The 25,024-nt window shown below is 65.5% G+C and carries 28 protein-coding genes, 1 tRNA gene and 1 riboswitch; of the genes, 15 read left to right on the forward strand and 14 right to left on the reverse strand.

Annotated features, from left to right (window positions below):
• Positions 1-16: 16 nt before the first annotated feature.
• The 5 genes from EV665_RS20995 (at position 17) to EV665_RS21015 (ending at position 4,524) form a co-directional block, all read left to right on the forward strand.
• Positions 17-1,255, forward strand: a complete 1,239-nt coding sequence (locus tag EV665_RS20995; protein WP_064330100.1) for a cysteine desulfurase — start codon at positions 17-19, stop codon at positions 1,253-1,255.
• A gap of 11 nt (positions 1,256-1,266) precedes the next feature.
• Positions 1,267-1,647 (forward strand): SUF system Fe-S cluster assembly protein, encoded by a 381-nt coding sequence (locus EV665_RS21000; protein ID WP_064330099.1) that lies wholly within the window; start codon positions 1,267-1,269, stop codon positions 1,645-1,647.
• 110 nt (positions 1,648-1,757) lie between these two features.
• Positions 1,758-2,150 carry a Fe-S cluster assembly scaffold SufA gene (sufA, locus tag EV665_RS21005; RefSeq protein WP_064330098.1) on the forward strand — a complete coding sequence of 131 codons (393 nt, stop codon included), beginning with the start codon at positions 1,758-1,760 and terminating at the stop codon, positions 2,148-2,150.
• A gap of 117 nt (positions 2,151-2,267) precedes the next feature.
• Positions 2,268-4,133 (forward strand): ATP-binding protein, encoded by a 1,866-nt coding sequence (locus EV665_RS21010; RefSeq protein WP_133035561.1) that lies wholly within the window; start codon positions 2,268-2,270, stop codon positions 4,131-4,133.
• Positions 4,117-4,524 (forward strand): response regulator, encoded by a 408-nt coding sequence (locus EV665_RS21015; RefSeq protein WP_064330096.1) that lies wholly within the window; start codon positions 4,117-4,119, stop codon positions 4,522-4,524. The genes EV665_RS21010 and EV665_RS21015 overlap by 17 nt, the downstream gene beginning before the upstream one ends.
• Before the next feature lie 189 nt (positions 4,525-4,713).
• Here EV665_RS21015 and gcvP read toward each other — a convergent pair whose 3' ends face one another.
• The 4 genes from gcvP to EV665_RS21035 all read right to left on the reverse strand — a co-directional run bounded on the left by gcvP (position 4,714) and on the right by EV665_RS21035 (position 9,935).
• Positions 4,714-7,575, reverse strand: coding sequence for an aminomethyl-transferring glycine dehydrogenase (gene gcvP / locus EV665_RS21020; protein ID WP_133035562.1), 2,862 nt, complete (start codon positions 7,573-7,575; stop codon positions 4,714-4,716).
• Positions 7,575-7,937: a glycine cleavage system protein GcvH gene (gcvH, locus tag EV665_RS21025; protein WP_064330094.1), complete on the reverse strand. Its 363-nt coding sequence runs from the start codon at positions 7,935-7,937 to the stop codon at positions 7,575-7,577. Before gcvH ends, gcvP begins: the two co-directional genes overlap by 1 nt.
• Positions 7,938-8,108: 171 nt before the next feature.
• On the reverse strand, positions 8,109-9,242 hold the full coding sequence (gene gcvT, locus EV665_RS21030; protein ID WP_133035563.1) for a glycine cleavage system aminomethyltransferase GcvT: 1,134 nt from the start codon (positions 9,240-9,242) through the stop codon (positions 8,109-8,111).
• 158 nt (positions 9,243-9,400) lie between these two features.
• A riboswitch (glycine riboswitch) is annotated at positions 9,401-9,502 on the reverse strand.
• 157 nt (positions 9,503-9,659) lie between these two features.
• Entirely contained in the window at positions 9,660-9,935 is a 276-nt protein-coding gene (locus EV665_RS21035; RefSeq protein WP_133035564.1) for a hypothetical protein, read from the reverse strand.
• A gap of 224 nt (positions 9,936-10,159) precedes the next feature.
• Between EV665_RS21035 and EV665_RS21040 the strand changes: the two genes are divergently transcribed.
• The 6 genes from EV665_RS21040 to EV665_RS21065 all read left to right on the forward strand — a co-directional run bounded on the left by EV665_RS21040 (position 10,160) and on the right by EV665_RS21065 (position 14,202).
• Positions 10,160-10,396: an Lrp/AsnC ligand binding domain-containing protein gene (locus EV665_RS21040; RefSeq protein ID WP_024271053.1), complete on the forward strand. Its 237-nt coding sequence runs from the start codon at positions 10,160-10,162 to the stop codon at positions 10,394-10,396.
• A 71-nt stretch (positions 10,397-10,467) separates the two neighbouring features.
• Positions 10,468-11,460 carry an RluA family pseudouridine synthase gene (locus EV665_RS21045; protein WP_133035565.1) on the forward strand — a complete coding sequence of 331 codons (993 nt, stop codon included), beginning with the start codon at positions 10,468-10,470 and terminating at the stop codon, positions 11,458-11,460.
• Entirely contained in the window at positions 11,460-12,125 is a 666-nt protein-coding gene (locus tag EV665_RS21050; protein WP_064330090.1) for an HAD-IA family hydrolase, read from the forward strand. The genes EV665_RS21045 and EV665_RS21050 overlap by 1 nt, the downstream gene beginning before the upstream one ends.
• Positions 12,118-12,903 (forward strand): ATP12 family chaperone protein, encoded by a 786-nt coding sequence (locus EV665_RS21055; protein WP_133035566.1) that lies wholly within the window; start codon positions 12,118-12,120, stop codon positions 12,901-12,903. Before EV665_RS21050 ends, EV665_RS21055 begins: the two co-directional genes overlap by 8 nt.
• A gap of 150 nt (positions 12,904-13,053) precedes the next feature.
• The gene (locus EV665_RS21060) at positions 13,054-13,731 is read left to right on the forward strand and encodes a hypothetical protein (RefSeq protein WP_162853121.1); all 678 of its coding nucleotides are present in this window, start codon (positions 13,054-13,056) and stop codon (positions 13,729-13,731) included.
• Positions 13,732-13,818: 87 nt separating this feature from the next.
• Positions 13,819-14,202 carry a DoxX family protein gene (locus EV665_RS21065; RefSeq protein WP_133035568.1) on the forward strand — a complete coding sequence of 128 codons (384 nt, stop codon included), beginning with the start codon at positions 13,819-13,821 and terminating at the stop codon, positions 14,200-14,202.
• A gap of 20 nt (positions 14,203-14,222) precedes the next feature.
• Here the strand turns inward: EV665_RS21065 and EV665_RS21070 are convergent, their stop codons facing one another.
• The 7 genes from EV665_RS21070 to EV665_RS21100 all read right to left on the reverse strand — a co-directional run bounded on the left by EV665_RS21070 (position 14,223) and on the right by EV665_RS21100 (position 18,878).
• Positions 14,223-14,537, reverse strand: a complete 315-nt coding sequence (locus tag EV665_RS21070; RefSeq protein ID WP_064330086.1) for a DMT family transporter — start codon at positions 14,535-14,537, stop codon at positions 14,223-14,225.
• Positions 14,538-14,795: 258 nt separating this feature from the next.
• On the reverse strand, positions 14,796-15,629 hold the full coding sequence (gene fghA, locus EV665_RS21075) for an S-formylglutathione hydrolase (RefSeq protein ID WP_133035569.1): 834 nt from the start codon (positions 15,627-15,629) through the stop codon (positions 14,796-14,798).
• A gap of 19 nt (positions 15,630-15,648) precedes the next feature.
• Entirely contained in the window at positions 15,649-16,305 is a 657-nt protein-coding gene (locus EV665_RS21080; RefSeq protein WP_133035570.1) for a DUF1345 domain-containing protein, read from the reverse strand.
• On the reverse strand, positions 16,302-16,763 hold the full coding sequence (locus EV665_RS21085; protein ID WP_064330083.1) for a YaiI/YqxD family protein: 462 nt from the start codon (positions 16,761-16,763) through the stop codon (positions 16,302-16,304). The genes EV665_RS21080 and EV665_RS21085 overlap by 4 nt, the downstream gene beginning before the upstream one ends.
• A 39-nt stretch (positions 16,764-16,802) precedes the next feature.
• Positions 16,803-17,228 (reverse strand): GNAT family N-acetyltransferase, encoded by a 426-nt coding sequence (locus EV665_RS21090; RefSeq protein ID WP_133035571.1) that lies wholly within the window; start codon positions 17,226-17,228, stop codon positions 16,803-16,805.
• Positions 17,229-17,263: 35 nt separating this feature from the next.
• On the reverse strand, positions 17,264-18,391 hold the full coding sequence (locus EV665_RS21095; protein ID WP_133035572.1) for an S-(hydroxymethyl)glutathione dehydrogenase/class III alcohol dehydrogenase: 1,128 nt from the start codon (positions 18,389-18,391) through the stop codon (positions 17,264-17,266).
• 82 nt (positions 18,392-18,473) lie between these two features.
• Positions 18,474-18,878 carry a helix-turn-helix domain-containing protein gene (locus EV665_RS21100; RefSeq protein ID WP_133035573.1) on the reverse strand — a complete coding sequence of 135 codons (405 nt, stop codon included), beginning with the start codon at positions 18,876-18,878 and terminating at the stop codon, positions 18,474-18,476.
• Positions 18,879-19,021: 143 nt separating this feature from the next.
• On the opposite strand from EV665_RS21100, the gene EV665_RS21105 reads away from it, so the two are divergent.
• The gene (locus EV665_RS21105) at positions 19,022-19,972 is read left to right on the forward strand and encodes a DMT family transporter (RefSeq protein ID WP_133035574.1); all 951 of its coding nucleotides are present in this window, start codon (positions 19,022-19,024) and stop codon (positions 19,970-19,972) included.
• A gap of 89 nt (positions 19,973-20,061) precedes the next feature.
• Complete coding sequence (locus EV665_RS21110; protein WP_133035575.1) at positions 20,062-21,306, forward strand: hypothetical protein; 1,245 nt, start codon at positions 20,062-20,064, stop codon at positions 21,304-21,306.
• Here the strand turns inward: EV665_RS21110 and lipB are convergent.
• Positions 21,279-22,025: a lipoyl(octanoyl) transferase LipB gene (gene lipB / locus EV665_RS21115; protein WP_133035576.1), complete on the reverse strand. Its 747-nt coding sequence runs from the start codon at positions 22,023-22,025 to the stop codon at positions 21,279-21,281. The two genes, EV665_RS21110 and lipB, sit on opposite strands and share 28 nt — an antisense overlap.
• A 194-nt stretch (positions 22,026-22,219) precedes the next feature.
• Here lipB and EV665_RS21120 point away from each other — a divergent pair.
• Positions 22,220-22,304, forward strand: a tRNA-Leu gene (locus EV665_RS21120).
• Positions 22,305-22,395: 91 nt separating this feature from the next.
• Here EV665_RS21120 and EV665_RS21125 read toward each other — a convergent pair.
• Together EV665_RS21125 and EV665_RS21130 are read right to left on the reverse strand one after the other, a co-directional pair.
• The gene (locus tag EV665_RS21125) at positions 22,396-22,644 is read right to left on the reverse strand and encodes a DUF982 domain-containing protein (protein ID WP_064330081.1); all 249 of its coding nucleotides are present in this window, start codon (positions 22,642-22,644) and stop codon (positions 22,396-22,398) included.
• A 103-nt stretch (positions 22,645-22,747) separates the two neighbouring features.
• Complete coding sequence (locus EV665_RS21130; protein WP_064330080.1) at positions 22,748-23,242, reverse strand: peptide deformylase; 495 nt, start codon at positions 23,240-23,242, stop codon at positions 22,748-22,750.
• 304 nt (positions 23,243-23,546) lie between these two features.
• Between EV665_RS21130 and mgtE the strand changes: the two genes are divergently transcribed.
• Positions 23,547-24,977, forward strand: coding sequence for a magnesium transporter (gene mgtE, locus EV665_RS21135; RefSeq protein ID WP_133035577.1), 1,431 nt, complete (start codon positions 23,547-23,549; stop codon positions 24,975-24,977).
• Positions 24,978-25,024: the final 47 nt, after the last annotated feature.

The following is a 25,024-nucleotide window of genomic DNA, read 5'->3' on the forward strand; positions in this document are numbered from 1 at the left end:
ACATAGGACGAACGAGATGGAACACGCCCCCGCACTGGCCTACGACGTCGAGGCGATCCGCAAGGATTTCCCGATCCTGACGAAGACGGTCTACGGCAAGCCGCTGGTCTATCTCGACAACGGCGCCTCGGCGCAGAAGCCGCAGTCCGTGATCGACGCGATCGCATATGCCTATTCCAACGAATACGCCAATGTGCATCGCGGCCTGCACTTCCTGTCGAACGCCGCCACGGACGCCTACGAGGCGGCGCGCGAGAAGGTGCGCCGTTTCCTGAATGCCTCCTCGGTCGACGAGATCATCTTCACGAAATCCTCGACCGAAGCGATCAACACGGTCGCCTACGGTTACGGCATGCCGAAGATCGGCGCGGGCGACGAGATCGTGCTGTCGATCATGGAGCACCATTCCAACATCGTGCCCTGGCACTTCATCCGCGAGCGGCAGGGCGCGAAACTCGTCTGGGCGCCGGTGGACGATACGGGCGCCTTCCACATAGAAGACTTCGAGAAGTGCCTGACGGAGCGCACCAAGCTCATCGCCATCACGCATATGTCGAACGCGCTCGGCACCATCGTGCCGGTCAAGGAGATCTGCCGCATCGCCCGCGAGCGCGGCATTCCGGTGCTGGTCGACGGCTCGCAGGGCGCCGTGCACATGCCGGTGGACGTGCGCGACATCGATTGCGACTGGTACGTGATGACCGGCCACAAGCTCTACGGCCCGTCGGGCATCGGCGTGCTCTACGGCAAGATGGATCGCCTCAAGGAGATGCGGCCCTTCCAGGGCGGCGGCGAGATGATCGTCGACGTGACCGAGGACATCGTCACCTACAACGACCCGCCGCACCGCTTCGAGGCCGGAACGCCGCCGATCGTGCAGGCGATCGGGCTCGGCCATGCGCTCGACTACATGGAGAAGATCGGCCGCGCGGCGATCGCCACCCATGAGGCGGATTTGCGCGACTATGCCCATGAGCGGCTGTCGGCGATCAATTCGCTGAAGATCTTCGGCACGGCGCCGGGCAAGGGCTCGATCTTCTCCTTCGAGCTGGAAGGCATCCATGCCCATGACGTCTCGATGGTCATCGACCGGGCAGGGGTGGCGGTGCGCGCCGGCACCCATTGTGCCCAGCCGCTCTTGAAACGCTTCGGCGTCACCTCCACATGCCGGGCATCGTTCGGCCTGTACAACACGCGCGCCGAAGTCGATGCCCTGGCCGACGCGCTCGACCATGCCCGCAAGTTTTTCGCCTGAGGAGTAGGCCCATGTCCCTCGACACAACGGAAGACAAGAGCGACGTCCGCGACGGCATCGTGCATTCGGCGATCCCGGCCGACGAGCTGGCGCGCCTTTCCGACGATATCATTTCCGCGCTGAAGACCGTCTACGACCCGGAAATCCCGGCCGACATCTTCGAGCTCGGCCTGATCTACAAGATCGACATCGAAGACGACCGCATGGTCAAGATCGACATGACGCTGACGGCGCCCGGTTGCCCCGTGGCCGGCGAAATGCCGGGCTGGGTGGAGAACGCCGTGGGCGCGGTCGAGGGTGTGTCCGGCGTCGAGGTCAAGATGACCTTCGATCCGCCGTGGACGCCGGACCGCATGTCGGAAGAGGCCCAGGTCGCCGTCGGCTGGTATTGAAGCGAGGGCAAACTCTCAGCGCTGTGACTTGATCCGTTAACCCGCCAACACTAGATTCAGAGTCGCAGACCGCCGGGCCTTGAACCCGGCCGGCGAAGGAGAAGCGGCCCATGGCCTTTGCAGTGATGACACTTACCGATGCGGCGGCAGACCGCGTCAAGGCGATCGTCGACAATGCCGGCGGCGATGCAAAAGGCATTCGAGTCGGCATCAAGAAGGGCGGTTGCGCCGGCATGGAATATGCCATCGACCTCGTGACCGAGCCCAATGCCAAGGACGACCTGATCGAGCACAAGGGCGCCAGCGTCTGGGTCGCGCCGGAAGCGGTGCTCTACCTTCTCGGCACGCAGATGGATTTCGAGGTGACGACGCTGCGCTCCGGCTTCACCTTCCACAACCCGAACCAGACATCCGCCTGCGGCTGCGGCGAATCGGTCGAGCTGAAGCCCGCCGATCTTGCGGCCCTTGCCGCCTCCGGCCAGCCGACGGTTCGTGCCGGCTGAGTCTGGGACGCGCGAACGGCGCGCCTTGCGGCTTTTCTTTGGCGGCGGTTTTGCCTAGTCTCCCACGCGGCCCGAAAATCCGGTGCCGCGTGATCGCCAGGGAGAGGGGCGCGAGCGATGGACGGCTTTGCCGCGACACTGTACCAGAACCTGCCCTTTCCCGTCGTCCTCGTCGATGCCGAGGCGCGTCTCCTTTCCCATAACGATGCGGCCGCCCGCACCTTCGGCTGGAATCGCGACGACCGGGATCCGGCGGGCACGGCCGTGCTCGCGGGCGAAGGGGCCGCTGCCCGCCTTGCCCGCCAGGCCGCGGGCGGGCGCGAAAACACCCATGCCCTCTGCTTCCGCCACGACAACGGCACCACCTTCGACGCGACGGCCCATGTGATCGCCCTGCCGGATGCGGCCGGCGGTCCGGCCTATGCGATCCTCCTGCGCAGCCTCCTGAGCGGGGGCAGCCATGGCGAGCAGATCCTGCTCGGCCAGCGTATCGCCGCAGCGCTCGACACCATGACCGAGGGGTTTGCGATCTTCGACGAGGCAGAGCGCCTGGTCATGTTCAACCGCTCCTACAAGGAGCGGTGCGGGCCGGCCCGCGACGCCGTGCGCGTCGGCGTCACCCTCGAAAGCATTACGCGCGCGAACATCCGCGCCGGCATGTTTCCCGGCATCCGCGAGGGAACGCCGGAGGCCGAGGCGATGGTGCAGGCGCGCCTGGAAAGCCACAGACGGACCGGCAGCGGCGGAACGGTCTTCGAATTCGGCAAGGACCGGTGGATCCGCGGCGAGAGCCATGTGGCCGAGACCGGCGACATCGTCGCGCTGCGCGTCGATGTCTCGGAACTGAAGCGCGCCGAGGCGGCGCTGGAGAAGAAGCAGCGCGAATACCTGTCGCTGCTACAGATCCTGCCCGACATGATCCTGCGCTTCGATCGCGACCTGACGATCCGTTTCGCCAATGACAAGTACGCCCATTTCGTCGGCTCGACGACGGACGAGCTGATCGGCCGTTACCTGCCGGATATCGCCTGCGCACCGGAAACGACCGCGGCGCTGATGGACGTCGAAAACTACACCCGCGCCGCGCCCGTCAAGACCGTGGAGATCTGCATCGAGGGGCATGACGGCCAGATGATGTGGATGCTCTGGACCGCCGTCGCGATCTTCGACGGGGAGGGTGTCTGCGAGGTCGTCTGCGTCGGGCGCGACATCACCGAGGCCAAGCGCCAGCAGCATCAGGTGGAAGCCCAGACGAAAGAGCTGCGCCGGAAGAACGAGGCGCTGGACCAGTTCACCGCCACGGTCTCGCATGACCTGAAGGCGCCGCTGCGCCATCTGTCCATGTTCGCCGAGATGATCTCGGAGGACCTGCATCGCGGCGACATCGCCGAGCTGCCGCATTATGCCGACCATGTGCGCAAGAGCGCCGCGCGCATGCGCCGGATCATCGACAGCCTGCTGGAATTCTCGCAGATCGCCTATCGCATCGCCGCGCCGAAGCCGGTTTCGCTCTCCGACGTCGTGCGCGATGCGCTGGCGCTCCTGGAAAGCCATGTGCGGGAGGCCGACGGGCGCGTCGAGGTTGCGCCGATGCCGGAGGTGATGGGCGATCCCGAGCTCCTGAAGCGGCTGGCGCAGAACCTCATCGGCAATGCGTTGAAATATCGCCGGCCCGACGATCCTCCCGTCGTGCGCGTCTATTGCCGCGAGAGCGCTGACGGCACGCAGTTCATCGTCGAGGATGACGGCATCGGTATCGATCCACAGCATGTCGGGCGGATTTTCGAGGTGTTCCAACGCCTTCACCGCGACGAGACGGTGTATCAGGGCACCGGTGTCGGACTCGCGCTGGCGCGCCGGATCGTCGAGAGCCACAACGGGGTGATAACGCTTGACACGCAGTATGGTCCGGGGGCACGCTTCATCGTGACGTTTCCGAAACCCGTAAAATCAAAGGGGAACGATCGTGGGAGGCTCGGCTAGAAAGCTGATCGTCGTGGACGACGACCCGGTGGACGTGCGCTTCGTCATGCGTGCCTTCAGCGATGCCGGCAGCATGATCGAGATCACCCACGTCGCCGACGCGGAACTGGCGAGCGACCGGCTGGACCGCGAGGCCTTCGACTATATCCTTCTCGACATCAACATGCCCGGCACCAGCGGCATGGACCTGCTCAAGCGGCTGCGCGGGCGCGCCCGCACGGCGGTGACGCCCGTCATCATGCTGTCCTCGTCCTCCAGCACCGCCGACGTCAACCGCGCCTATGAGAACGGCGCCAATGCCTATGCCGTCAAACCCTCGACGCTGAGCGGCTACCGCGATTTCGCCGAAGGCTTTACCCGCTTCTGGGTGGACGTCGCCGTCTCGCCCTGATCCTTCCCTGCCCGCAATGAAAAACCCCGGCCGATGGCATCGGCCGGGGTTCATCAAGCTGAGGGAAAACCTTGCCCCATCTACCGTCGTCATTCTCGCCCCTGAGCCGGGAATCCACATCCGCGGTGTGCCGGCAGGGGATGGTCGGGTCGAGCCCGACCATGACGAAGGAAGGGTCGGAGCGACGTCCTACTCGGCAGCCTCCGCATAATCCTCCAGCGGCGGGCAGGAGCAGACGAGGTTGCGGTCGCCATAGACATTGTCGACGCGGTTGACGGGCGACCAGTATTTGTCGACGCGGAAGGCGCCCGGCGGGTAGCAGGCCTGCTCTCGCGAATAGGGGCGATCCCATTCGCCGACGAGGTCTTCCACCGTATGGGGGGCGTTCTTCAGCGGGTTGTTGACCTTGTCCATCCGGCCTTCCTCGATGGCGCGGGCCTCCTCGCGGATCGCCAGCATCGCCTCGCAGAAGCGGTCGATCTCGGCCTTGGTCTCCGATTCGGTCGGCTCGATCATCAGCGTGCCGGCGACCGGCCAGCTCATGGTCGGGGCGTGGAAGCCGCTGTCGATCAGGCGTTTCGCAACGTCGTCGACGGTGACGCCGGCGCTGTCGGCGAGCGGGCGCGTGTCGATGATGCATTCATGCGCCACACGGCCCTTGGAGGACGCATAGAGCACGTCGTAAGCGCCCTTCAGGCGGGCGGCGATGTAGTTGGCGTTGAGGATCGCCACCTTCGTCGCCTGCGTCAGGCCCTCGCCGCCCATCATCAGGCAGTAGCTCCAGGAGATCGGCAGGATGGAGGCCGAGCCAAAGGGGGCGGCCGAGACCGCTCCCGCCTCGCCGGTTGTCGGGCTGCCCGGCAGGAAGGGCGCAAGATGCGCCTTGACGCCGATCGGGCCCATGCCGGGGCCGCCGCCGCCATGCGGGATGCAGAAGGTCTTGTGCAGGTTGAGGTGGCTGACGTCGCCGCCGATATCGCCGGGACGGGCCAGACCCACCATGGCGTTCATGTTGGCACCATCGATATAGACCTGGCCGCCGTGCTTGTGAACGATCTCGCAGATCTCGCGCACGTTCTCTTCAAAGACGCCATGCGTGGAGGGATAGGTGATCATGCAGCATGACAGGTTGTCCGCATGCTGCTCGGCTTTCGCGCGAAAATCCTCCATGTCGATGTCGCCATTGTCGGACACTTTCACGACGACGACCTTCATGCCGACCATCTGGGCCGATGCCGGGTTGGTGCCGTGCGCGGAGGTCGGGATGAGGCAGACGTCGCGGTGCGTGTCGCCATTGGCGAGGTGATAGGCGCGGATCGTCAGCAGGCCGGCATATTCGCCCTGCGCGCCGGAATTCGGCTGCATGGAGACGGCGTCGTAGCCGGTGATGTCGCAGAGCTTCTGTGACAGGTCCTCGATGAGGTATCGGTAGCCCTGCGCCTGGTCGGCGGGAACGAAGGGATGGATCTCCGCAAATTCCGGCCAGGTGATCGGCAGCATTTCCGCCGTGGCGTTCAGCTTCATTGTGCACGAGCCGAGCGGGATCATCGCCCGGTCGAGCGCCAGGTCCCGGTCGGAGAGGCGGCGGATGTAGCGCACCATCTCGCTTTCCGCGCGGTTCATGTGGAAGATCGGATGCGTCAGATATTCGCTGGTGCGCAGCAGGTCCTCGGGCAGCCGGTAGTCCGGCTCGAACTCGGCCACCTCGAAATTCCCGCCGAAGGCGCGCCAGACGGCTTCCAGCGTGACGGGGCGCGAGCGCTCGTCGAGGCTGATGCCGATGCGGTCTTCGCCGATCTTGCGCAGGTTCACCTCTTCCGCGACGGCGGTCTTCAGGATGATGCCCTGCAGCTTGCCGACATGCACGGTGATCGTGTCGAAGAAGACGTCGGGCTCGACGGTATAGCCGAGCTTTTCGAGGCCCTTGGCGAGGCGCACGGTCTTCTGGTGCACGCTCTGGGCGATCGCCTTCAGGCCCTGCGGGCCGTGGAAGACGGCGTACATCGAGGCCATGACGGCGAGCAGCACCTGCGCGGTGCAGATGTTCGACGTCGCCTTTTCGCGGCGGATGTGCTGTTCGCGGGTCTGGAGCGACAGGCGGTAGGCGCGGTTGCCGCGCGCATCGATGGAGACGCCGACGAGGCGGCCGGGCATGGAGCGCTTGTAGGCGTCCTTGACGGCCATGTAGGCCGCATGCGGCCCGCCATAGCCCACCGGAACGCCGAAACGCTGGGTGGAGCCGATGGCGATGTCCGCATCCATGTCGCCGGGCGATTTGAGGAGGGCGAGCGCCAGCGGATCGGCCGCGACGACGGCGATGGCGCCGGTCTGGTGCAGGCGGGCGATCAGGCCGGAGAAATCGCGCACATGGCCGTAGGTGCCGGGATACTGGAAGATCGCGCCGAAGACGTCGACGGGGTCGAGATCGGTGAAGGGATCGCCGACAATGATCTGCCAGCCGAGCGGTTCGGAACGGGTCTTCAGCAGCGCGATGGTCTGCGGGTGGCAGTTCTCGTCGACGAAGAAGGCCTTGGCCTTCGACTTCGAGACGCGCTCGGCCATGGCCATGGCTTCGGCGGCGGCCGTGGCCTCATCGAGCAGCGAGGCATTGGCGACATCGAGGCCGGTGAGGTCGCAGACCATGGTCTGGTAGTTGAGCAGCGCTTCCAGGCGCCCCTGGCTGATTTCCGGCTGGTAGGGCGTATAGGCCGTGTACCAGGCGGGGTTTTCCAGGATGTTGCGCTGGATGACCGGCGGGGTGATCGTGCCGTAATAGCCCTGGCCGATCAGCGAGACGAGTTTCTTGTTCTGGTTGGCGGTCTCGCGCAGCTTGTCGAGCGCCTCGCGCTCGGTCATCGGCGCGCCCCATTCGAGCGGCTTTTCCTGGCGGATCGATTTCGGCACGGTGTCGTCGATCAGCGCGTCGAGGCTGTCATAGCCGATCACCTTCAGCATCGCCTCCATCTCCTTCGGCGAGGGGCCGATATGGCGACGGTTGGCGAAGTCGTAGGGCTGGTAATCGGTGAAGGCGAAATCCTTGGGGAGAGACATCAGCCGACAAGCTCCTTGTAGGCGGCTTCGTCGAGCAGGCTGTCCGCATCGGCCGGGTTGGCGAGCTTCAGCTTGAAGAACCAGCCGGCGCCCTGCGGGTCGCTGTTGACGAGGGAGGGATCGGCGGTGATCGCCTCGTTGACTTCGACGATCTCGCCGTCAAGCGGACAATAGACGTCGGAGGCCGCCTTGACGCTCTCGACGGTGGCCGCATCGCCGCCCTTCTCGAAGGTCGCGCCGACTTCGGGCAGTTCCACGAAGACGAGGTCGCCGAGCTGTTCGGCCGCATGGACCGTGATGCCGACGGTCGCGACGCCGCCTTCGATCTTCAGCCACTCGTGTTCTTCGGTGAATTTCAGCATGTCTGTTCCTCTCTATGGGAAGGGTCGTTCGTTCTTTCGCCCCTCATCCGCCTGCCGGCACCTTCGGCCCGCAAGCGGGGCGAAGGAACCTGCCGCGCCCTCGCGTCTCCCTTGCCCCGCTTGCGGGGAGAGGGCGGGGTGAGGGCAATAGCTGGGCGGATCGGGTCATGGTCAGCGCTTGAAGGTGTTTTTCACGAAAGGCATCGCCGCCACGGTGATCGGCAGGAATTTTCCGCGCACGCCGGCATAGAGCTGCGTGCCGGGCGCGATGGCGGATTTGGTGACGTAGCCCATGGCGACGGGGCCGTCGGCATTCGGGCCGAAGCCACCGGAGGTGACGGTGCCGACGACGTCCTCGGCGTCGGTGGCGAGCACCGCACCGCCGCGCACCGGCGCACGGCCCTCCGCCTTCAGGCCGACGCGGCGGCGGGATGCGCCGTTTTCGAGCTGATCGAGGATGACGGCCGCGCCCGGAAAGCCGCCGGGGCGCGCGCCGCCCGTGCGGCGCACCTTCTGGATGGCCCATTCGAGACCGGCTTCCACCGGGGTCGTCGTCGTATCGATGTCGTTGCCGTAGAGGCAGAGACCGGCTTCGAGACGCAGCGAATCGCGCGCGCCAAGGCCGATCGGCAGCACGTCCGGATGGTCGAGCAGGCGGCGACAGACCGCTTCGGCAAGGCTGGCGGGAATGGAGATCTCGAACCCGTCCTCGCCCGTATAGCCCGAGCGCGAGACGATGCAGTCGGCATCGTGCAGGTCGCAGGCGCGCACGTCCATGAAGCGCATGGAGGAGACGTCCGCCCACAGTTCGGCGAGCACGGCCTCGGCATGCGGGCCCTGCAGCGCGATGAGGGCGCGGTCGTCGTGTAGCGTCAGCTCGCAGGTGTCGCCGATCTTCGCCTGCATATGGGCGAAATCCGCCTCCTTGCAGGCGGCGTTGACGACGACGTAGAAATGGTCGCCGCGATTGGCGATCATCAGGTCGTCGAGGATGCCGCCCGCATCATTGGTGAAGAGGGCGTAGCGCTGGCGGCCCTCGCCGAGGCCGAGGACATCGACCGGCACCAGCGTCTCCAGCGCACGGGCGGCGTCCGCATTGTCGCCGGAGCGGGCACGCACGGTGACCTGGCCCATATGGGACACGTCGAAGAGGCCGGCGCTCGCGCGGGTATGCAGATGTTCCTTCATCACGCCGGCGGCATATTGCACCGGCATCTCGTAGCCGGCGAACGGCACCATGCGGGCGCCGAGCGAAATGTTCAGCGCATGAAGCGGGGTTTTCTTGAGTTCAGACGATCCGTCCAAAAGGCGCCCTCCAGTCCTGTGGCGCCCCCTATCCAACGGGCACCGGCTCACAATCCCGGCGCTTTCGCACCGCTCTCCTGAGCCCCCTCTGTCCCTTCGCCTGAGATTGTTATCCCTTCGGCGAGCGCTCGAAAAACGCTTCTCTCCAGAGTTCCGACGGCACCTTGCTGGTCCTTTTGCCTGAGAGTTTCCGGGGCGGTTGCTCCTTCGGCACCGGCCATGCCCTTGGTCGGGCGGCCGGCTTCTCCCAGCGAGGTCGCCCCCAGATAACGGCGTTGCCTGCGCTTTGGCAAGAGCGTTGCGTCGCTCCCAAGCGAATTTTTGTCGTAGCGGGAAAGGGCCGGGGAAAGAGGCTGCGAAAAGAAAAAGCCCCCGAAGGGGCCTGAGGTCGCAGGACGGCTGTTTCCGAGGGGAGGATCAGGCCGATTCCGGCAAGGCGGGCAGCTCGTTCTCGTCATAGAGGCGCTGCGCCTCGGCAACCGTCACCTGCGGCGCGCCGCCGGGAGCGGTGATCAAGGCCAGGGCCAGGGCCGGCGGATGGATGACGTTGAGCGCGGCGATCGCGCGGGCATCCCCGCGCACCTTCGCATCCTCGCTCCAGGCATGGATGCGCTCCTCGAAAAGCGTGTTCGCACGCGTCTGCGACCGCATCCCCTGCGATGCATAGGCGGCCGTTGCCGGCGAAACTGTCACGATCTGTGTCATGGCGTTCAACGGAGTTGGTTTTCGTTGTCGCAATTTAACAGTTGCATCTTTCCGGGGTGTGAATTGCCATGGTTGCATTTTCATCGAATTTTAACGGTCTGTACGATTATCGGCCGGCCTTGCCTTTGCCGGCGGAATTCCGCCATAAGAGATGTGGAACGCCGCCGGAATCGGGCGGGAACAAGCATGCCGCCGATGGCGCGGGAGGACCGATGAAGCCGATTTTCGTGCAATTGCAATGCGCTCCGGGCAAGACTTACGAGGTCGCCGATGCGCTTTACGCTACGGAACTCATTTCGGAGCTCTATTCGACGAGCGGCGACTATGACCTTCTCCTGAAGATCTATGTCGACAGCGAGGAGGATATCGGCAAGTTCATCAACGACCACGTCGCCTCCATCCCGGGCATCGTGCGCTCGCTGACGACGCTGACCTTCCGCGCATTCTGACGCGCGCCGTTTCCAATATTCCCCTTCGCCCGTTCTTGCGCTAAAGCACGGCGCAACGAAAGAAGGCGAAGATGGCAGGCATCGAACACAAGCAGGTGGAGAATGACGAGGCGGGCATGCGGCTCGACCGGTGGTTCAAGGTCCACTATCCGGGCCTCGGCTTCGGCCAGTTGCAGAAGCTGCTGCGCTCCGGCCAGGTGCGCGTCGATGGCGGCCGCGCCAAGAGCGACACCCGCATCCAGCCCGGCCAGATGGTCCGCATCCCGCCGATGGACGTGGATGCCAAGGGACCGAAGGCCGGCCCCATCGCCGGCCGCGACCTGAAACATTCCCCCGATGGCGAACTGCTCGCCCGCATGCTGCTGCATGAGGACGACAAGGTCTTCGTGCTCAACAAGCCGGCGGGCATCGCCGTGCAGGGCGGCTCGGGCGTCACCCGGCACATCGACAAGATGCTGGAAGCCTGGACGAACCAGAAGGGCGAGAAACCGCGCCTCGTGCACCGCCTCGACCGCGACACGTCGGGCGTGCTCGTCATCGCCCGCACGCGCGGCGCGGCGCAGAAGCTGACCGCCGCCTTCCGCGAGCGCGACACCAAGAAGACCTACTGGTCGCTGGTCAAGGGCGTGCCGAAGAAGCGCGAGGACAAGATCTCGACCTGGCTGGTGAAGGAGCAGACGCCTGACGGCGACCGCATGCGCATCGCCAAACATGGCGAGGACGGTGCGGACCACGCCGTTTCCTTCTACCGCGTCGTCGAGCAGGCGGGGCAGAACTTCGCCTGGCTCGAGATGGAGCCCTATACCGGGCGCACGCACCAGCTCCGCGTGCACGCCGCCCATATCGGCCACCCGATCCTCGGCGACCCGAAATATTTCGACGCGGACGTCAACTGGGCGTTTCCGGGCGGCGTGCAGAACCGCCTGCATCTCCATGCCCGCCATATCGACATCCCGCACCCGTCCGGCGGGCGCCTGCGCGTCACCGCGCCGCTGCCGCCGCACATGGTGCAGACCTGGAACCTCTTCGGCTTCGACCAGAACGCGGCGGACGAGGAAGACTGATGCGGCTCGTCCTTTTCGATTGCGACGGCACGCTGGTCGACAGCGTCAACCTGATCCATGAGGTCATGGCGCGCACCTTCGTCGATTTCGGCTTCGCACGGCCGGATATCGCGCAAACCAAGGCGATCATCGGCCTGACGCTCGACATCGCCATCGCCCGCATGCAGGGCAAGCCGCATGTCGACGACGAGGCGCTGGCGATGACCGCGCATTACAAGGCGGCCTATTCCGGCGTGCGCGCCGAACCCGGCTTCCAGGAGCCGCTCTTTCCGGGCATCGCCACGATGATGGCGCGGCTGGAGCGGCAGGACGACCTGATCCTCGGCGCTGTGACGGGAAAGTCCCGCCGCGGCCTCGATCTCATCCGCGCCGCACACGGCTTCGACAAGACCTTCTTCGTCTCGCGCACGGCCGACGACTGCCCCTCCAAGCCGCATCCGGCCATGGTGACGGAATGCTGCAGCGAGGCGGGCGTGGATGCGGTGCGCACGGTTGTCATCGGCGATGCGGTCTACGATATGCAGATGGCGAAGGCGGCGGGCGCGAAGGCGATCGGCGTTTCCTGGGGCTATGCCACCGTGCCCGAACTGGTCGAGGCCGGCGCGGATCACATCCTGCGCACGCCCGCCGACCTTCTCGAATGGCTGGAGATTTCCGATGCGTGACATCCTGAGCGACCTTTCCGATGCGATGAGCGATCCCGATCCGGTGCGCCGCGCGCAGATCCAGATGAAGCGCCCGTTGCCGAAGCGGTTCTACAAGGCCGTCTCGACGGACGAGGCGGAGGAGGGCCACCGCATCCTGCTCGACGGCCGCCCGGTGCGCACGCCCGGCAAGAAGCTGCTCGCCGTGCCGGCCAGGCCGATCGCCGACCGTCTCGTTGCCGAATGGGACGGGCAGGGCGAGGAGATCGATCCGGCGAAGATGCCCGTGACGCGGCTCGTCAACACGGCCGTCGACGGCGTCGCGGAGAATTTCGATGCGGTCTTCGAGGAGATCGTGCGCTTTGCCGGCACGGACATGCTCTGCTACCGCGCGGATTCGCCGGCCGGGCTGGTCGAGCGGCAGCGCGAGGGCTGGGATCCGGTCATCCGCTGGGCGGCCGATGCAAGGGGCGCGCGCTTCATCCTCGTCGAAGGCGTGATGCACCAGGAACAGCCGGCCCCGGCGATCGAGGCTTTTTCCGCCGCGCTTGCCGCCTTCCGCGATCCACTGGCGCTCGCCTGCCTGCACACGGTGACGACGCTCACCGGCTCGGCGCTGTTGGCGCTGGCGCTCGCCGAGGACGTCATCGACGCCGACCGCGCCTGGACGCTCGCCCATGTCGACGAGGACTGGCAGATCGAGCATTGGGGCACGGACGAGGAGGCCTTCCGTCGCCGCGAGCTGCGCCGTGCGGAAATGGACGTCGCCGCCGCCGTGCTTGCGGAAATTCCACGCTGAAAAGACTTTGTTAAGAGGTCCGCACCATTTTGGCACGCGGCCGAAATCCGACATGGAGCAGTTCCGGTGAAATCCGGTTTATCGGAATTGCTCTAAACGCCTGTTTTTATCGCATTGTCCTGCGCCGGAGCGATGCCGCCTCGGCGGGAAATGCTCCAGCATACCGGTATCGAGTTCATGCAGTTCCTTGTTCGCACACTTCTTTCCGCCACGCTTCTCCTTTCCACGCCCTTTGCCGCCAGCGCCGACGAGGCCTTTCCGGTCCGTGATATCCGCAAGATCGTGGTGAGCGGCGACGACAGCGCGTCTCCCACGGTGCTGAAGCGCACCGGCGAGCACCTGAAGCGGGCCGCCAGGGCGACGCGCCGGACCGTCGCGATCGACCCGGCGACGATGGATGTGCGGGTCTCCGGCGTCCGGGAGGGCAGCAATGGCCAGAGCACCGCGCGGGTGACGGTGACCTTGTCCGGCCCCGGCGCATCGTCGAAGAGGACGCTGACGATCAACAGCTTCATGCCGCAGCAGAAGGGCCGCGATGCGGCGCTGGGCGATGCCATCGCCAGGCGCGTGGCGCTCGCCTATCACCTGGCGCCGGTCGCAGGCGCCAAGGCGGTCGAGGGCAAGCGCCCGGGCAAGGGCCGCAAATATGCCGGCGGCAAGCGCCGCACGGCGACCACCACGTCGGTCCAGTCCTATTCGGGTGGGCAGGACCGCCCGCTCGTCATCCCCACCGAGGCGGCGCTGAACGTGCGCTCGCGCGCGCTGCCGGAAGGCTCGACGAAGAAGGTTGCACCCTGCGTCGTCACGCAGGCGATCAGCTGCGACTGATCGCCCGGCCGGGAGCGGCGACCAGGAGAATCCGGGCGGAAAGCGTGATAGCATCCTCCTTTCGTTGGAACGGAGGGAGTGAACGGCATGTTCGAGGGATTATCCGCCTATCGGCCGCAGGCGCTGGCGGCGCTGCGCATCATGACGGCGCTGCTCTTCATCGAGCACGGCACGCAGAAATTCTTCAATTTCCCGCCGTCGGATCAGCCCTTCGGCGACCTGATGAACCTGATCGGCCTGGCCGGCGCGCTGGAGATCGCCGGCGGCCTTTTGATCCTGCTCGGCCTCTTCACGCGGCCGGCGGCCTTCGTGCTCTGCGGCTTCATGGCGGTCGCCTATTTCATGGCGCATGCGCCGCAGAGCTTCTTTCCGATCAACAATCGCGGCGACGCCGCGATCCTGTTCTGCTTCGTCTTCCTCTACCTGACAGCCGCAGGGCCGGGCGCCTTCGCCTTCGACAATCGCCGTTAGAACAACTGCGGACGATTGCTCTAGGCCGCGAATTTCAGGCCGAGGATGCCGGTGACGATGAGGGCGATGCAGCCCATGCGGATGGCCGTCACCGGTTCGGCGAAGAGAAAGATGCCGAGCATCACGGTGCCGACCGTGCCGATGCCGGTCCAGATCGCATAGGCGGTGCCGATCGGCAGCGTCTTCACGGCAAGGCCGAGCAGGACGATGGAAACGACCATCGAGCCGGCGGTGAGGGCCGTCGGCAGGGGCCTGGTGAAGCCGTCGGTATATTTGAGGCCGATCGCCCAGCCGATTTCGAACAGGCCGGCGAGGGTGAGGTAGATCCAGGGCATTGCCCACTCCGTATCAAGGGAGCGAGGCCGTCCCCGCATTCGTGACCGGATGTCATCCGGCGGTAGCCGTCTACCGGGGCGCACTATACCGCTGTCGCGGGGAAGGGCAAGGACGGGGGGCGGCATGCCAGCCATGCGCCCCCGCCATGGCAATGGCTTAGAGCATTTCCGCTTTTCTCCGAATCGCGAAACGCTCTATCTGTTTGTTTTCACGCAATTCCGGACGCAAAACCGCTCCGCACTTTTGCTGGAATTGCTCTAGCCGAGACGCTCGGCATGCCACTTCAGGTGATCGTCCATGAAGGTGGAGATGAAGTAGTAGGAGTGATCGTAGCGCTCGTGCATGCGCAGCGTCAGCCCGATATCCGTATCCTTGACCGCCGCCTCGAAGAGCCAGGGGCGCAGGCCGTTTTCCAGGAAACCGTCCGCCTTGCCCTGGTCGATGAAGAATTCCGGAAACCGGGCGCCATCAGCGACGAGCGCGCAGGCATCGTATTGCCGCCACGCCGCCCTGTCGGCGCCGAGATACTTCTCGAAGGCCGGGGCCGACCAGTCGGCGGTGGACGGCTCGACGATCGGCGCGAAGGCCGAGCAGCTCCTGAAGCGCTCCGGGTTCTTGAGCGCGATCGTCATGGCGCCGTGGCCGCCCATCGAATGGCCGAAAATGCCCTGGCGCGCCATGTCCATGCGGAAATGCTGGCTGACGAAATTCGGCAGCTCCTCCGTCACGTAGCTGTACATCTGGTAGTGTTCCGCCCAGGGCGCCTCGGTCGCATCGAGATAGAAGCCGGCGCCCTTGCCCATCTGCCAGTTGGTGATTTCGTCCGGTACGTCGTTGCCACGCGGGCTGGTGTCCGGGCAGACGACGATAAGGCCGAGTTCGGCGGCCATGCGCCGGTATTCGCCCTTCTCCATGACATTGGCATGGCTGCAGGTGAGGCCGGACAGATACCAGAGCACGGGACGCGGCTCGTGGATCGCCTGCGGCGGCACGAAGACGGCGAAGGTCATCTCGCATTTGCACGCCTCGGAATCGTGGGCGAACACGCCCTGCATGCCGCCGAAGGCCGTGTTCTGGGAAAGCACTTTCATCTGGAAACTCCGCATGGGTTCAGGAAGCGAGCGACACCGCCGCATTGACGGCGGCGGCGACCAGCACCGTGTTGAAGAAGAAGGAAACGATCGCGTGCAGCAGGTTGACCTTGCGCATCGCCGTCGAGGTGATGGCGACGTCCGAGGTTTGCGCGGTCATGCCGATCACGAAGGCGAAATAGAGGAAATCGTAGGCACCGGGCGCGGCCTTGCCGGGAAAATCGAGGCCTCGGCCGGTGTCGGGGTCCGTTTCCGCGCTGCCGGGGCGCCAGTAGAGATGGGCATAGTGCATGGCCGCCATGGTGTGGATGGTGAACCAGCCGAGTGCGACGGAGGCGAAGGCGAGCACGAATTCGCCGCTAGAGACGGCGGGCCGGTTGAGCACCACAAAGAGCGAGCCCGTGGAAACGGCGACGGCCGCAAAGGTGACGGCGAAGATGACCGCGACCGGCTCGTCCGTGTCCGTCGCATAATGTTCGAGATGGGCGGCGGTCAGGCGCGGCACGCGCCAGGCGGTCAAGAGCAGATAACAGAGGAAGAAGACGACAACCGCGGTGCCGATGGCGAAATCCGGCTCGAACCAGAGCGCAGGGGCAAGGCCGAGCGCCGCCGCGCCGATGCCGACATAGAAGGGCAGGTGCCTGCCGTAGATCCTCGGCCCCGGCGCGCTTTTCATGGGGACGGGCCAGCCTGCGCGTTCTTTGCCCGGCGGCAGAGCCGGTCGAGCATTTCGAGGAAGGCGGAGCGGTCGCGCGGGGAGAAGGCGGCATTGTAGCCCTTGCTCTCGCCCGTTTCGCGCAGATGCGCGCCGAGGTCGCGCATGGCGCTCGCCATGCCGATATTGGTCTTGTCGAAGAGGCGACCGGTGGGGCCGGTGACATGCGCGCCCTTCTCGACGCAGCGCACGGCCAGCGGCACGTCGGCCGTCACGACGATGTCGTCGGCGCCGGCATGATCGGCGATCCAGTTGTCCGCCGCGTCGAAGGCACCCGAGACGATGACGTTGCGCACCATCGGGTCGCGCGACGGGCGCAGGCCCGAATTGGCGACGAAGGTCACCGCCATGCCATGGCGTTCCGCCACCTTGAGGATTTCGGCCTTTACCGGGCACGCATCCGCGTCAACGTAAATCATGGCGCCGTAATTTCCTGTATGTCGTGGTTCCGCGCAGGCTCAAGAATGGCCGGCAGGACGCTGCATGTCGATATGGGGAATACCATCCTCGACATATTCCCCCGATGTCGGCGCGAAACCCAAGGATCGGTAGAAGCGCTCCAGATGGCCTTGCGCGGAAAGGGCGATGGGTTGCCCCGGAAAATGCGCCTCGCAGGCCGATATCGCTTCGTGCATCAGAGCCTCGCCGAGGCGTTTGCGCCGGTGTCCGGGCGAAACGAGGACGCGGCCGATGCGCGGCGCCCTGTTCTCCGGTTGCCACAGGCGCGCATAAGCGGCCGTCTCGCCGTCGATCAGCAGCCGCAGATGCAGCGCGTCCTCGTCCTTGCCGTCGAGTTCGGGATAGGCGCAGGCCTGCTCGACGACGAAGACATCGACGCGCAGTCTCAAGAGAGCATAAAGCTCGACGGCGGAAAATGCTGCCATCCTCCGCACGTCGATTGTATAGGGAACCGTGTCCGTCAATAGACCACGACGCCGCGGATGGACTTTCCGGAATGCATCAGCTCGAAGCCCTCGTTGATGTCGTCGAGCGGCATGGTGTGGGTGATCATCGGGTCGATCTGGATCTTGCCCTCCATGTACCAGTCGACGATCTTCGGCACGTCCGTACGCCCGCGCGCGCCGCCGAAGGCCGTGCCCATCCACTGGCGGCCGGTGACGAGCTGGAACGGACGCGTCGAGATTTCCTGCCCCGCGCCGGCAACGCCGATGATCACCGACTTGCCCCAGCCGCGATGGGCCGATTCCAGCGCCTGGCGCATCACCTTCGTGTTGCCCGTGCAGTCGAACGTGTAGTCCGCCCCGCCGATCAGGTCGCCGTTCCGCTTCGTCAGGTTGACGAGATAGGGCACGATGTCGCCTTCGACCTCCTTCGGATTGACGAAATGCGTCATGCCGAACTTCTCGCCCCAGGCCTTGCGGTCGGGATTGATGTCGACGCCGATGATCATGTCCGCGCCGGCAAGGCGAAGGCCCTGCAGGACGTTGAGGCCGATGCCGCCGAGGCCGAAGACGATGGCGGTGGAGCCGATCTCGACCTTGGCCGTGTTGATGACGGCGCCGATGCCGGTCGTGACCCCGCAGCCGATGTAGCAGATCTTGTCGAAGGGGGCGTCAGGATTGACCTTGGCGAGCGCGATCTCCGGCAGCACCGTGTAGTTCGCGAAGGTCGAGCAGCCCATATAGTGGTGGATCTTGTCCTTGCCGATGGAAAAGCGCGAGGTGCCGTCGGGCATCAGGCCCTGGCCCTGGGTGGCGCGGATGGCGGTGCACAGGTTCGTCTTGCGGGAAAGGCAGGAATAACATTCGCGGCATTCGGGCGTGTAGAGCGGGATGACGTGATCGCCCTTCTTGACCGAAGTGACGCCGGGACCGACATCGACGACGATGCCGGCGCCCTCATGGCCGAGGATGGCGGGGAAGAGGCCTTCCGGGTCGGCGCCCGACAGGGTGAAGTCGTCGGTGTGGCAGATGCCCGTCGCCTTCACCTCGACCAGCACCTCGCCGGCGCGCGGGCCTTCGAGCTGCACGGTCATGATTTCCAGTGGTTTTCCGGCCTGAACGGCAACGGCGGCGCGTACGTCCATCTTCGTCTCCCTATGCGGATTCTGTGTCGGGCCGACCATTGCAGAGCAGGTCCGGCCTCTCAAGTGCGGTTTCCGGAAAAAATCAGCCCTGATCTTTTTTGATCAATTTTGCGACCTCGGCTTCGAGCAAGGCGATCGCCTTGCCGGTCTGGTCGTGCAACTTATGGATTTCCTGCAACTGGCGCATGAGCGGATGCAGGTGCTCCTCGCCGGAGGGGTCCGACGGCGCCTCGCCGATGCCGGCGATCAGCCAGGAGGGGGAGACCGAGAGAACGCCGGCCAGCATGAACAGCGCCTTCGTCTCCGGCTCGGCATGGTCGCGCTCCCAGCCGCTCACCGTGCCCTCGGGCAGGCCGAGACGGGCGGCGAGGTCTTCCAGGCCGAGCCCCAGCGCATCGCGCGCGCGCCAGATGCGCCCGCCGAGCGTGTCGCCGTCGGCGCGGCCCGAAGGGAAGGGGATGGTGTTGCTCTCGCCGGGAAAGGTCATCGCGGCCTCCATTGTCCTTGCCGCAAGTCTACAGGCAAGGCGCAAGGCCGGGCTACCTCAAATGCGCCGCCCCGATGACGCGATTTCCGGCATTGCCAGTGTGCGGAAAAGGACTATGCAGAGGCGAACGAAGGAGTCGCAGCATGAACACCACGGCCAGCACCACCGATCCGTCGGGCGCCGGCACGATGCAGGGCGTGGCGCTGATGGCGGTCGCCATGCTGCTCCTGCCCTGCATGGACGCCATCGCCAAATACATGGCGACCTTCGCAGACATGTCGCCGGGCCAGGTGACGTTCTACCGCTTCTTCTTCCAGGTGGTCTGCACGATCCCGCTGATCTTCACGGCGGCCGGCAGCGCCATGCTGCGGCCGAAGCGGCCGTGGCTCAACCTGTTGCGCGGCGCGATCCACGGGGCGGCGAGCCTTCTCTTCTTCGCAGCGGTGAAATACATGCCGCTTGCCGACGTCTTCGCGATCTATTTCGTCGAACCCTTCATCCTGACCGCCATGTCCGCGGCCTTCCTCGGCGACAGGGTCGGCTGGCGGCGCTGGCTCGCCATCGTCGTCGGCTTCGGCGGGGCGCTGATCGTCATCCAGCCGAGTTTCGTGCTGTTCGGCTGGACGGCGCTGCTGCCGGTCGCCTGCGCCTTCCTCTATTCCATCTATCTCTTCATGAACCGCGCGATCGGCAATGCCGATTCGCCGCTGACCATGCAGACCATCGCGGGCTTCGGCGGCACGATCTTCATGGGCGCGGCGCTCTTCCTCGGCTCCTCCGCCGGCATCGCCGATTTCGAACCCTCGCTGCCGGGCTCGCTCTTCGGCCTCGTCCTGCTCGTCATCCTCGGCGCGCTCTCCGGCTATGCCCACATGCTCGTGGTTCGCGCCTTCCGCATGGCGCCGCTCTCGCTGCTCGCCCCGTTCCAGTATTTCGAGATCATCTCGGCGACCGTGCTCGGCTATGCCATCTTCGGCGACTTCCCGACGCCCTCGAAATGGCTGGGCATCGCCATCATCGTCGCCTCGGGCCTCTTCATCATCTGGCGCGAGCACAGGAGCCGCAAGCTCAGGGCCGACATCGCCTTGGACTGACAGGTTTTTCAGGCCGGGGAACCTTAACATTTGTTAGGAGATTGCCGTTAGCCTCGATGCCACCTGCCATGACGGCCGGGGAGGACGGCATGTCGACATCGGTTTCGGTGATCCTGCTTCTGGCGATCAATCTCGGCCTGATCTGGCTGCTGATCGCCGCACCGGTCGGTCGCCGGACATTGCAGATAACCCGCATCTTCAAGGCCCCGCCACCGCGAATCGCCGCCCTCGTCAGCCCGTTCGGCAGGCAGGCAGACTGGCATCCCTCGGTCATCTCCAGCGAAAGGCTGTCGGCCGACCGCGTCCGGCAGACCTTTTCCCATCCCGACCGGCGCGGAAACCCGATCATCCGCACGCTGGCGGTCAACGAGGCGGCGGAGGCGGACAACATCGCCTGCGAAACGCGGGTGATCGAGGACAGCGCGCTCGATGCCGCCTTCTGGAAAAACTATGTGGAGCGGCGCACGCTGCGCCCGGTGCCGGGCGGCACGGCCCTGACCGTCGAGCAGACCGACCGCTACCGCGGCGTCGCCTTCCTCCTCTTCCGCTACATCCAGCTCCGCCGGGAGATGAAGGCGCTCGAACAATGGCTGGAGACCGGGAGCGGCGAGGTGCGGGGCGTGCTGGAGCGCCCGGCGACGCAGGCGGGGCTTGCGGTGCTCTCCACCCTGCTGCTCTGGCCGTTCTTCGGGCTGAATGCGCGGGGCCTGCTGCTGTCGACCCTGCTGACGGTGGTGATCGTCCTCCACGAGCTCGGCCACATGGCCGCCTACCGCACCTTCGGGCACCGGCGGGTGCGCATGATCTTCGTGCCGCTGCTCGGCGGCATCGCCGTCGGCGGGCGGCCGTACAATTCGCGATTCGAGGTGGCGGTCTGCGCCCTGATGGGCGCCGGCATGCCGGCTTTCCTCGTGCCGCCGCTCATCGCGCTGCACGATGCGGCGGGCCATCCGTCGGATACCGTATTGCTGATCTTCCTGCTGATTCTCGGCGCCTTCAATCTCCTGAACCTCCTGCCCATGCACCGGTTCGACGGCGGGCAGGTGCTGCGGCAGGTCTTTTCGAGCAGGCTCGGTCTTCTGGCGGCCAGTTTTCTCGTGACGCTCGCGATCCTTTGGGTGGGCTGGCGGATCGGCTTGCCGGTCGGCCTGCTGATCGCCGGCCTTGCGGTCTTCACCGTGCTGAGCCTCATCGGCGCGGGCGGCGTGAAGCCGCGGATGGCGCTCGACCCGATGACGGCGCCGCAGCGCCTACTCGCCGGCTTCGGCCTCTACGCCGCCATCGTCCTGCACGGTTATGCGATCATCTACGCCTGCGACAGGCTGACGGGCTGACAGTCGGCCTCCGAAACAGTGGGGCCGAAGACGCGCTCGAACGAATCGCGGATGCGCATGTCCACATCGCTCATCATGACGGGCAGGCCGAGGTCGACGAGGCTCGTCACCCCGTAGCCGCGGATGCCGCAGGGCACGATGCCGGAGAAATGGTCGAGATCCGGATCGACATTAAGCGAGAAGCCGTGAAAGCTCACCCACCGCCGCAGGCGGATGCCGATGGCCGCAACCTTGTCCTCCGCCGGCGAACCGTCCGGCAGCGGCGGACGCTCCGGCCGGCGCACCCAGACGCCGACGCGGTCCTCGCGCCGCTCGCCACGGACATTCATCGCGGACAGCGCGTCGATGACGACCTCCTCCAGTGCCGCCACGAAAGCGCGCACGTCCTGCCGTCGCCGCTTGAGGTCCAGCATGACATAGACGACCCGCTGGCCGGGGCCGTGATAGGTGTATTCACCGCCGCGGCCCGTGGAAAATACCGGGAAGCGATCGGGCGCCACGAGGTCGGCCGCGTCGGCGCTGGTGCCGGCCGTATAGAGCGGGGGATGTTCGACCAGCCAGACGAGCTCGTCGGCCTCGCCGTTCGCGATCGCCGCCGCCTCCCTTTCCATGGTTTCGACCGCCTCGTCATAGGCGACGAGGTCCTGCGCGACGCGCCAGCGCACCGGCGGCGAGCCCGGAATGGCGAGAAGGGAGGCGGAAATGTCCTGACGCTGCATGAGGGCCGTCCTTTTCGTTCCTTTGTGCCAGATATAGGCGCGATCCTGCAAGGATTTCAGGGGTTTCAGGGTGTTTGCACAGGCTCTGTTGAAATTGTTCGCTTTTCGTCATTTTTCTTTCGCGACGGCCTTGTGCACCCCAAATGCTTTTGCTACATGCACCCCCGTCGCCGCAAGACGACGCCTACCACGATGCGGTCGTGGCGGAATTGGTAGACGCGCAGCGTTGAGGTCGCTGTGGGGCAACCCGTGGAAGTTCGAGTCTTCTCGACCGCACCAAAAAAACCCGGCTGAAAAGCCGGGTTTTTTGTTTTCGTTTCGTGTTTCGATTTGCGCGTGGTCCAACGGCACCGAAACGCTGGACCGTTTCTCAGGAAACGATCTGCACGCGGGCTTCCCGTGCTGCGGCAATGAAGGCGAGGCGGGCGCGGACGGCACTGCCGCGGCCCTCCAGCGCGCGGGCGCAGAAGGCGAGCGCCCGCTGGTAGGCCTTGCCGTAGGTTACCGGCCAGAGTTCGGCCAGGACGTACATCGCGTTCCCGATATCCTCGATGAAACGCGGGCGCAGGGCGCCCGGCAGCAGGATGCCCAGTTTTCGGTTCCAGTGGGTGGTCGGCATTGGTCTCGTCCCTTGCATTCGCGCGTTAGAATGCGGGGCGGGACCGATGGTTCCCAAAAAAAATGCGAGGCGTTTCCGCTTCGTGCGGGAGGGTTTGCGCGGCTCAGGCCTTGCCCTTGCTGTACTTCCTGACGATGCGCTCGCGCTTCAGCCGCGACAGGCGGTCGATCCAGAAGATGCCGTCGAGCTGGTCGATTTCGTGCTGCAGGCAGACCGCGAGCAGGCCGTCGGCCTCCTCCGTCTGCGGGGCACCGGAAAGATCCTGGTAGGCAAGGCGGATGCGGGCAGGGCGCTCCACCTCGTCTGTCACGCCGGGCATGGAGACGCTGCCTTCCGTATGGCGCTGTTTTTCCGGCGAGAACCATTCGATATGCGGGTTCACATAGGCCTTGAGCGAACCCGGTCCGTCGAGCTCGATCACCGTCAGCCGTTCGAGAATGCCGACATGGGCCGCGGTGATGCCGATGCCGGGGGCGGCCCGCATCGTGGCGGCGAGATCGTCGGCAAGCCTCGCCAGCCGTGCATCGAAGGTTTCGACCGCCTGGCAGGGAAGGCGGAGGCGCGAATCGGGGTAACGCAGGATGGGAAGGATCGCCATGGTTTCTCCGGATGCCGGTTGAGCCGCTTTCCTAGCCTGTTTGCGGCAAGGGGAAAACGCTGCACCGGCGCGAGGCGTCGCGATTCGTGTGATTTTCGTGAAATTGCAACAGCTTGCGAAAATTTTGCATCCGGCCGGCTTTTGCCGCTTTCGGCGATGGACCGGCCGCGTTCTTTGCTTTAGCACGAGCAAAGCAGTGCATCCGCTTGGGCGGCGCGCTGCACCCGAACCCTCTACGCAATCCCTGTCGTCCCAGCGCCGCCGACATGCCGGGCGGGACGAGCCCGATACAAGGAGCGGCCCGATGGACGACACCGGCGACGACGACCGTATCCATCGGGGACAGGCAGGGCACAGTACCTTTGACGGCGAGGACATCTATGCCGAGGACGGTTCGATCCGCTCGGACTTCCTCATGCATGTCGGCGCGGCGATCGCCGACCGCGACCTCCTGTTCCTGCGCCGGCACGTCGCGCGGCTGCACGAATCGGAAATGGGCGACCTGCTGGAAGCGATCCAGCCGGAGCAGCGCCGCCAACTCGTCTCCCTGCTCGGCGACGACTTCGACCTTGCCGCGCTGACCGAGGTCGACGAGGCGATCCGCCTCGACATCGTCGAGCACATGCCGAACGAGCAGATCGCCGCCGCGCTCGGCGAGATGGATTCGGACGACGCCGTCTACATCCTGGAAGACCTCGACCAGGAGGACCAGGAGGAGATCCTCTCCAAGCTGCCGTTCACCGAGCGCATCCGCCTGCGCCGCTCGCTGGACTATCCCGAAAGCACGGCCGGGCGCCGCATGCAGACCGAATTCGTCGCCGTGCCGCCGTTCTGGACGGTCGGCCAGACGATCGATTACCTGCGCGAGGACGCCGACCTGCCGGAAAGCTTCTCGCAGATCTTCGTCATCGACCCGACCTTTCGCCTGCTCGGCGCCATCGATCTCGACCGCGTGCTGCGCACCAAGCGCGGCACGAAGATCGAGGCGATCATGCGCGAGACGAACCATCCGATCCCGGCCGAGATGGACCAGGAAGAGGCCGCCCAGCTCTTCGAGCAGTACGACCTTCTTTCCGCCGCGGTCGTTGACGAAAACGGCCGCCTTGTCGGCGTCCTGACCATCGACGACGTGGTCGACGTCATCCAGGAAGAGGCCGAGGAAGACCTGATGCGCCTCGGCGGCGTTGGTGACGAGGAGCTGTCCGACACCACCATCGAGACCGTGCGCTCGCGCGCACCCTGGCTGCTCGTCAATCTCCTGACAGCCTTCATCGCCGCCTCGGTGATCTCGCTCTTCGAGGCGACGATCGAGGAGATCGTGGCGCTCGCCGTGCTGATGCCCATCGTCGCCGGCATGGGCGGCAATGCGGGCTCGCAGACGATGACCGTCACCGTGCGGGCGCTGGCGACCCGCAATCTCGACATCCACAATGCCTGGCGCGTCGTGCGGCGCGAGGCGGGCGTCGGCCTGCTGCACGGCGTCGCCTTCGGCTTGATGATCGGCCTTGTGGCGGGCATCTGGTTCCATGACGCCAATATCGGCGGCGTCATCGCGGCGGCCATGCTGATCAACATGAGTGCGGCGGCGCTCGCCGGCATCGCCATTCCACTCTTCCTCGACAAGGCGGGGGCGGACCCGGCCGTCTCCTCCGCGGTCTTCGTGACGGCCGTCACCGATATCGTCGGGTTCTTCGCCTTCCTCGGGATCGCGACCTGGTGGTTTGCCATCCGCTGAGGCTTTTCCGGGAACGCACGGCGCGATTTCGCGTTCGGATAGACGTC

Source organism: Shinella granuli (assembly GCF_004341885.1).
In the GTDB taxonomy this organism is placed as follows: Bacteria; Pseudomonadota; Alphaproteobacteria; order Rhizobiales; family Rhizobiaceae; genus Shinella; species Shinella granuli.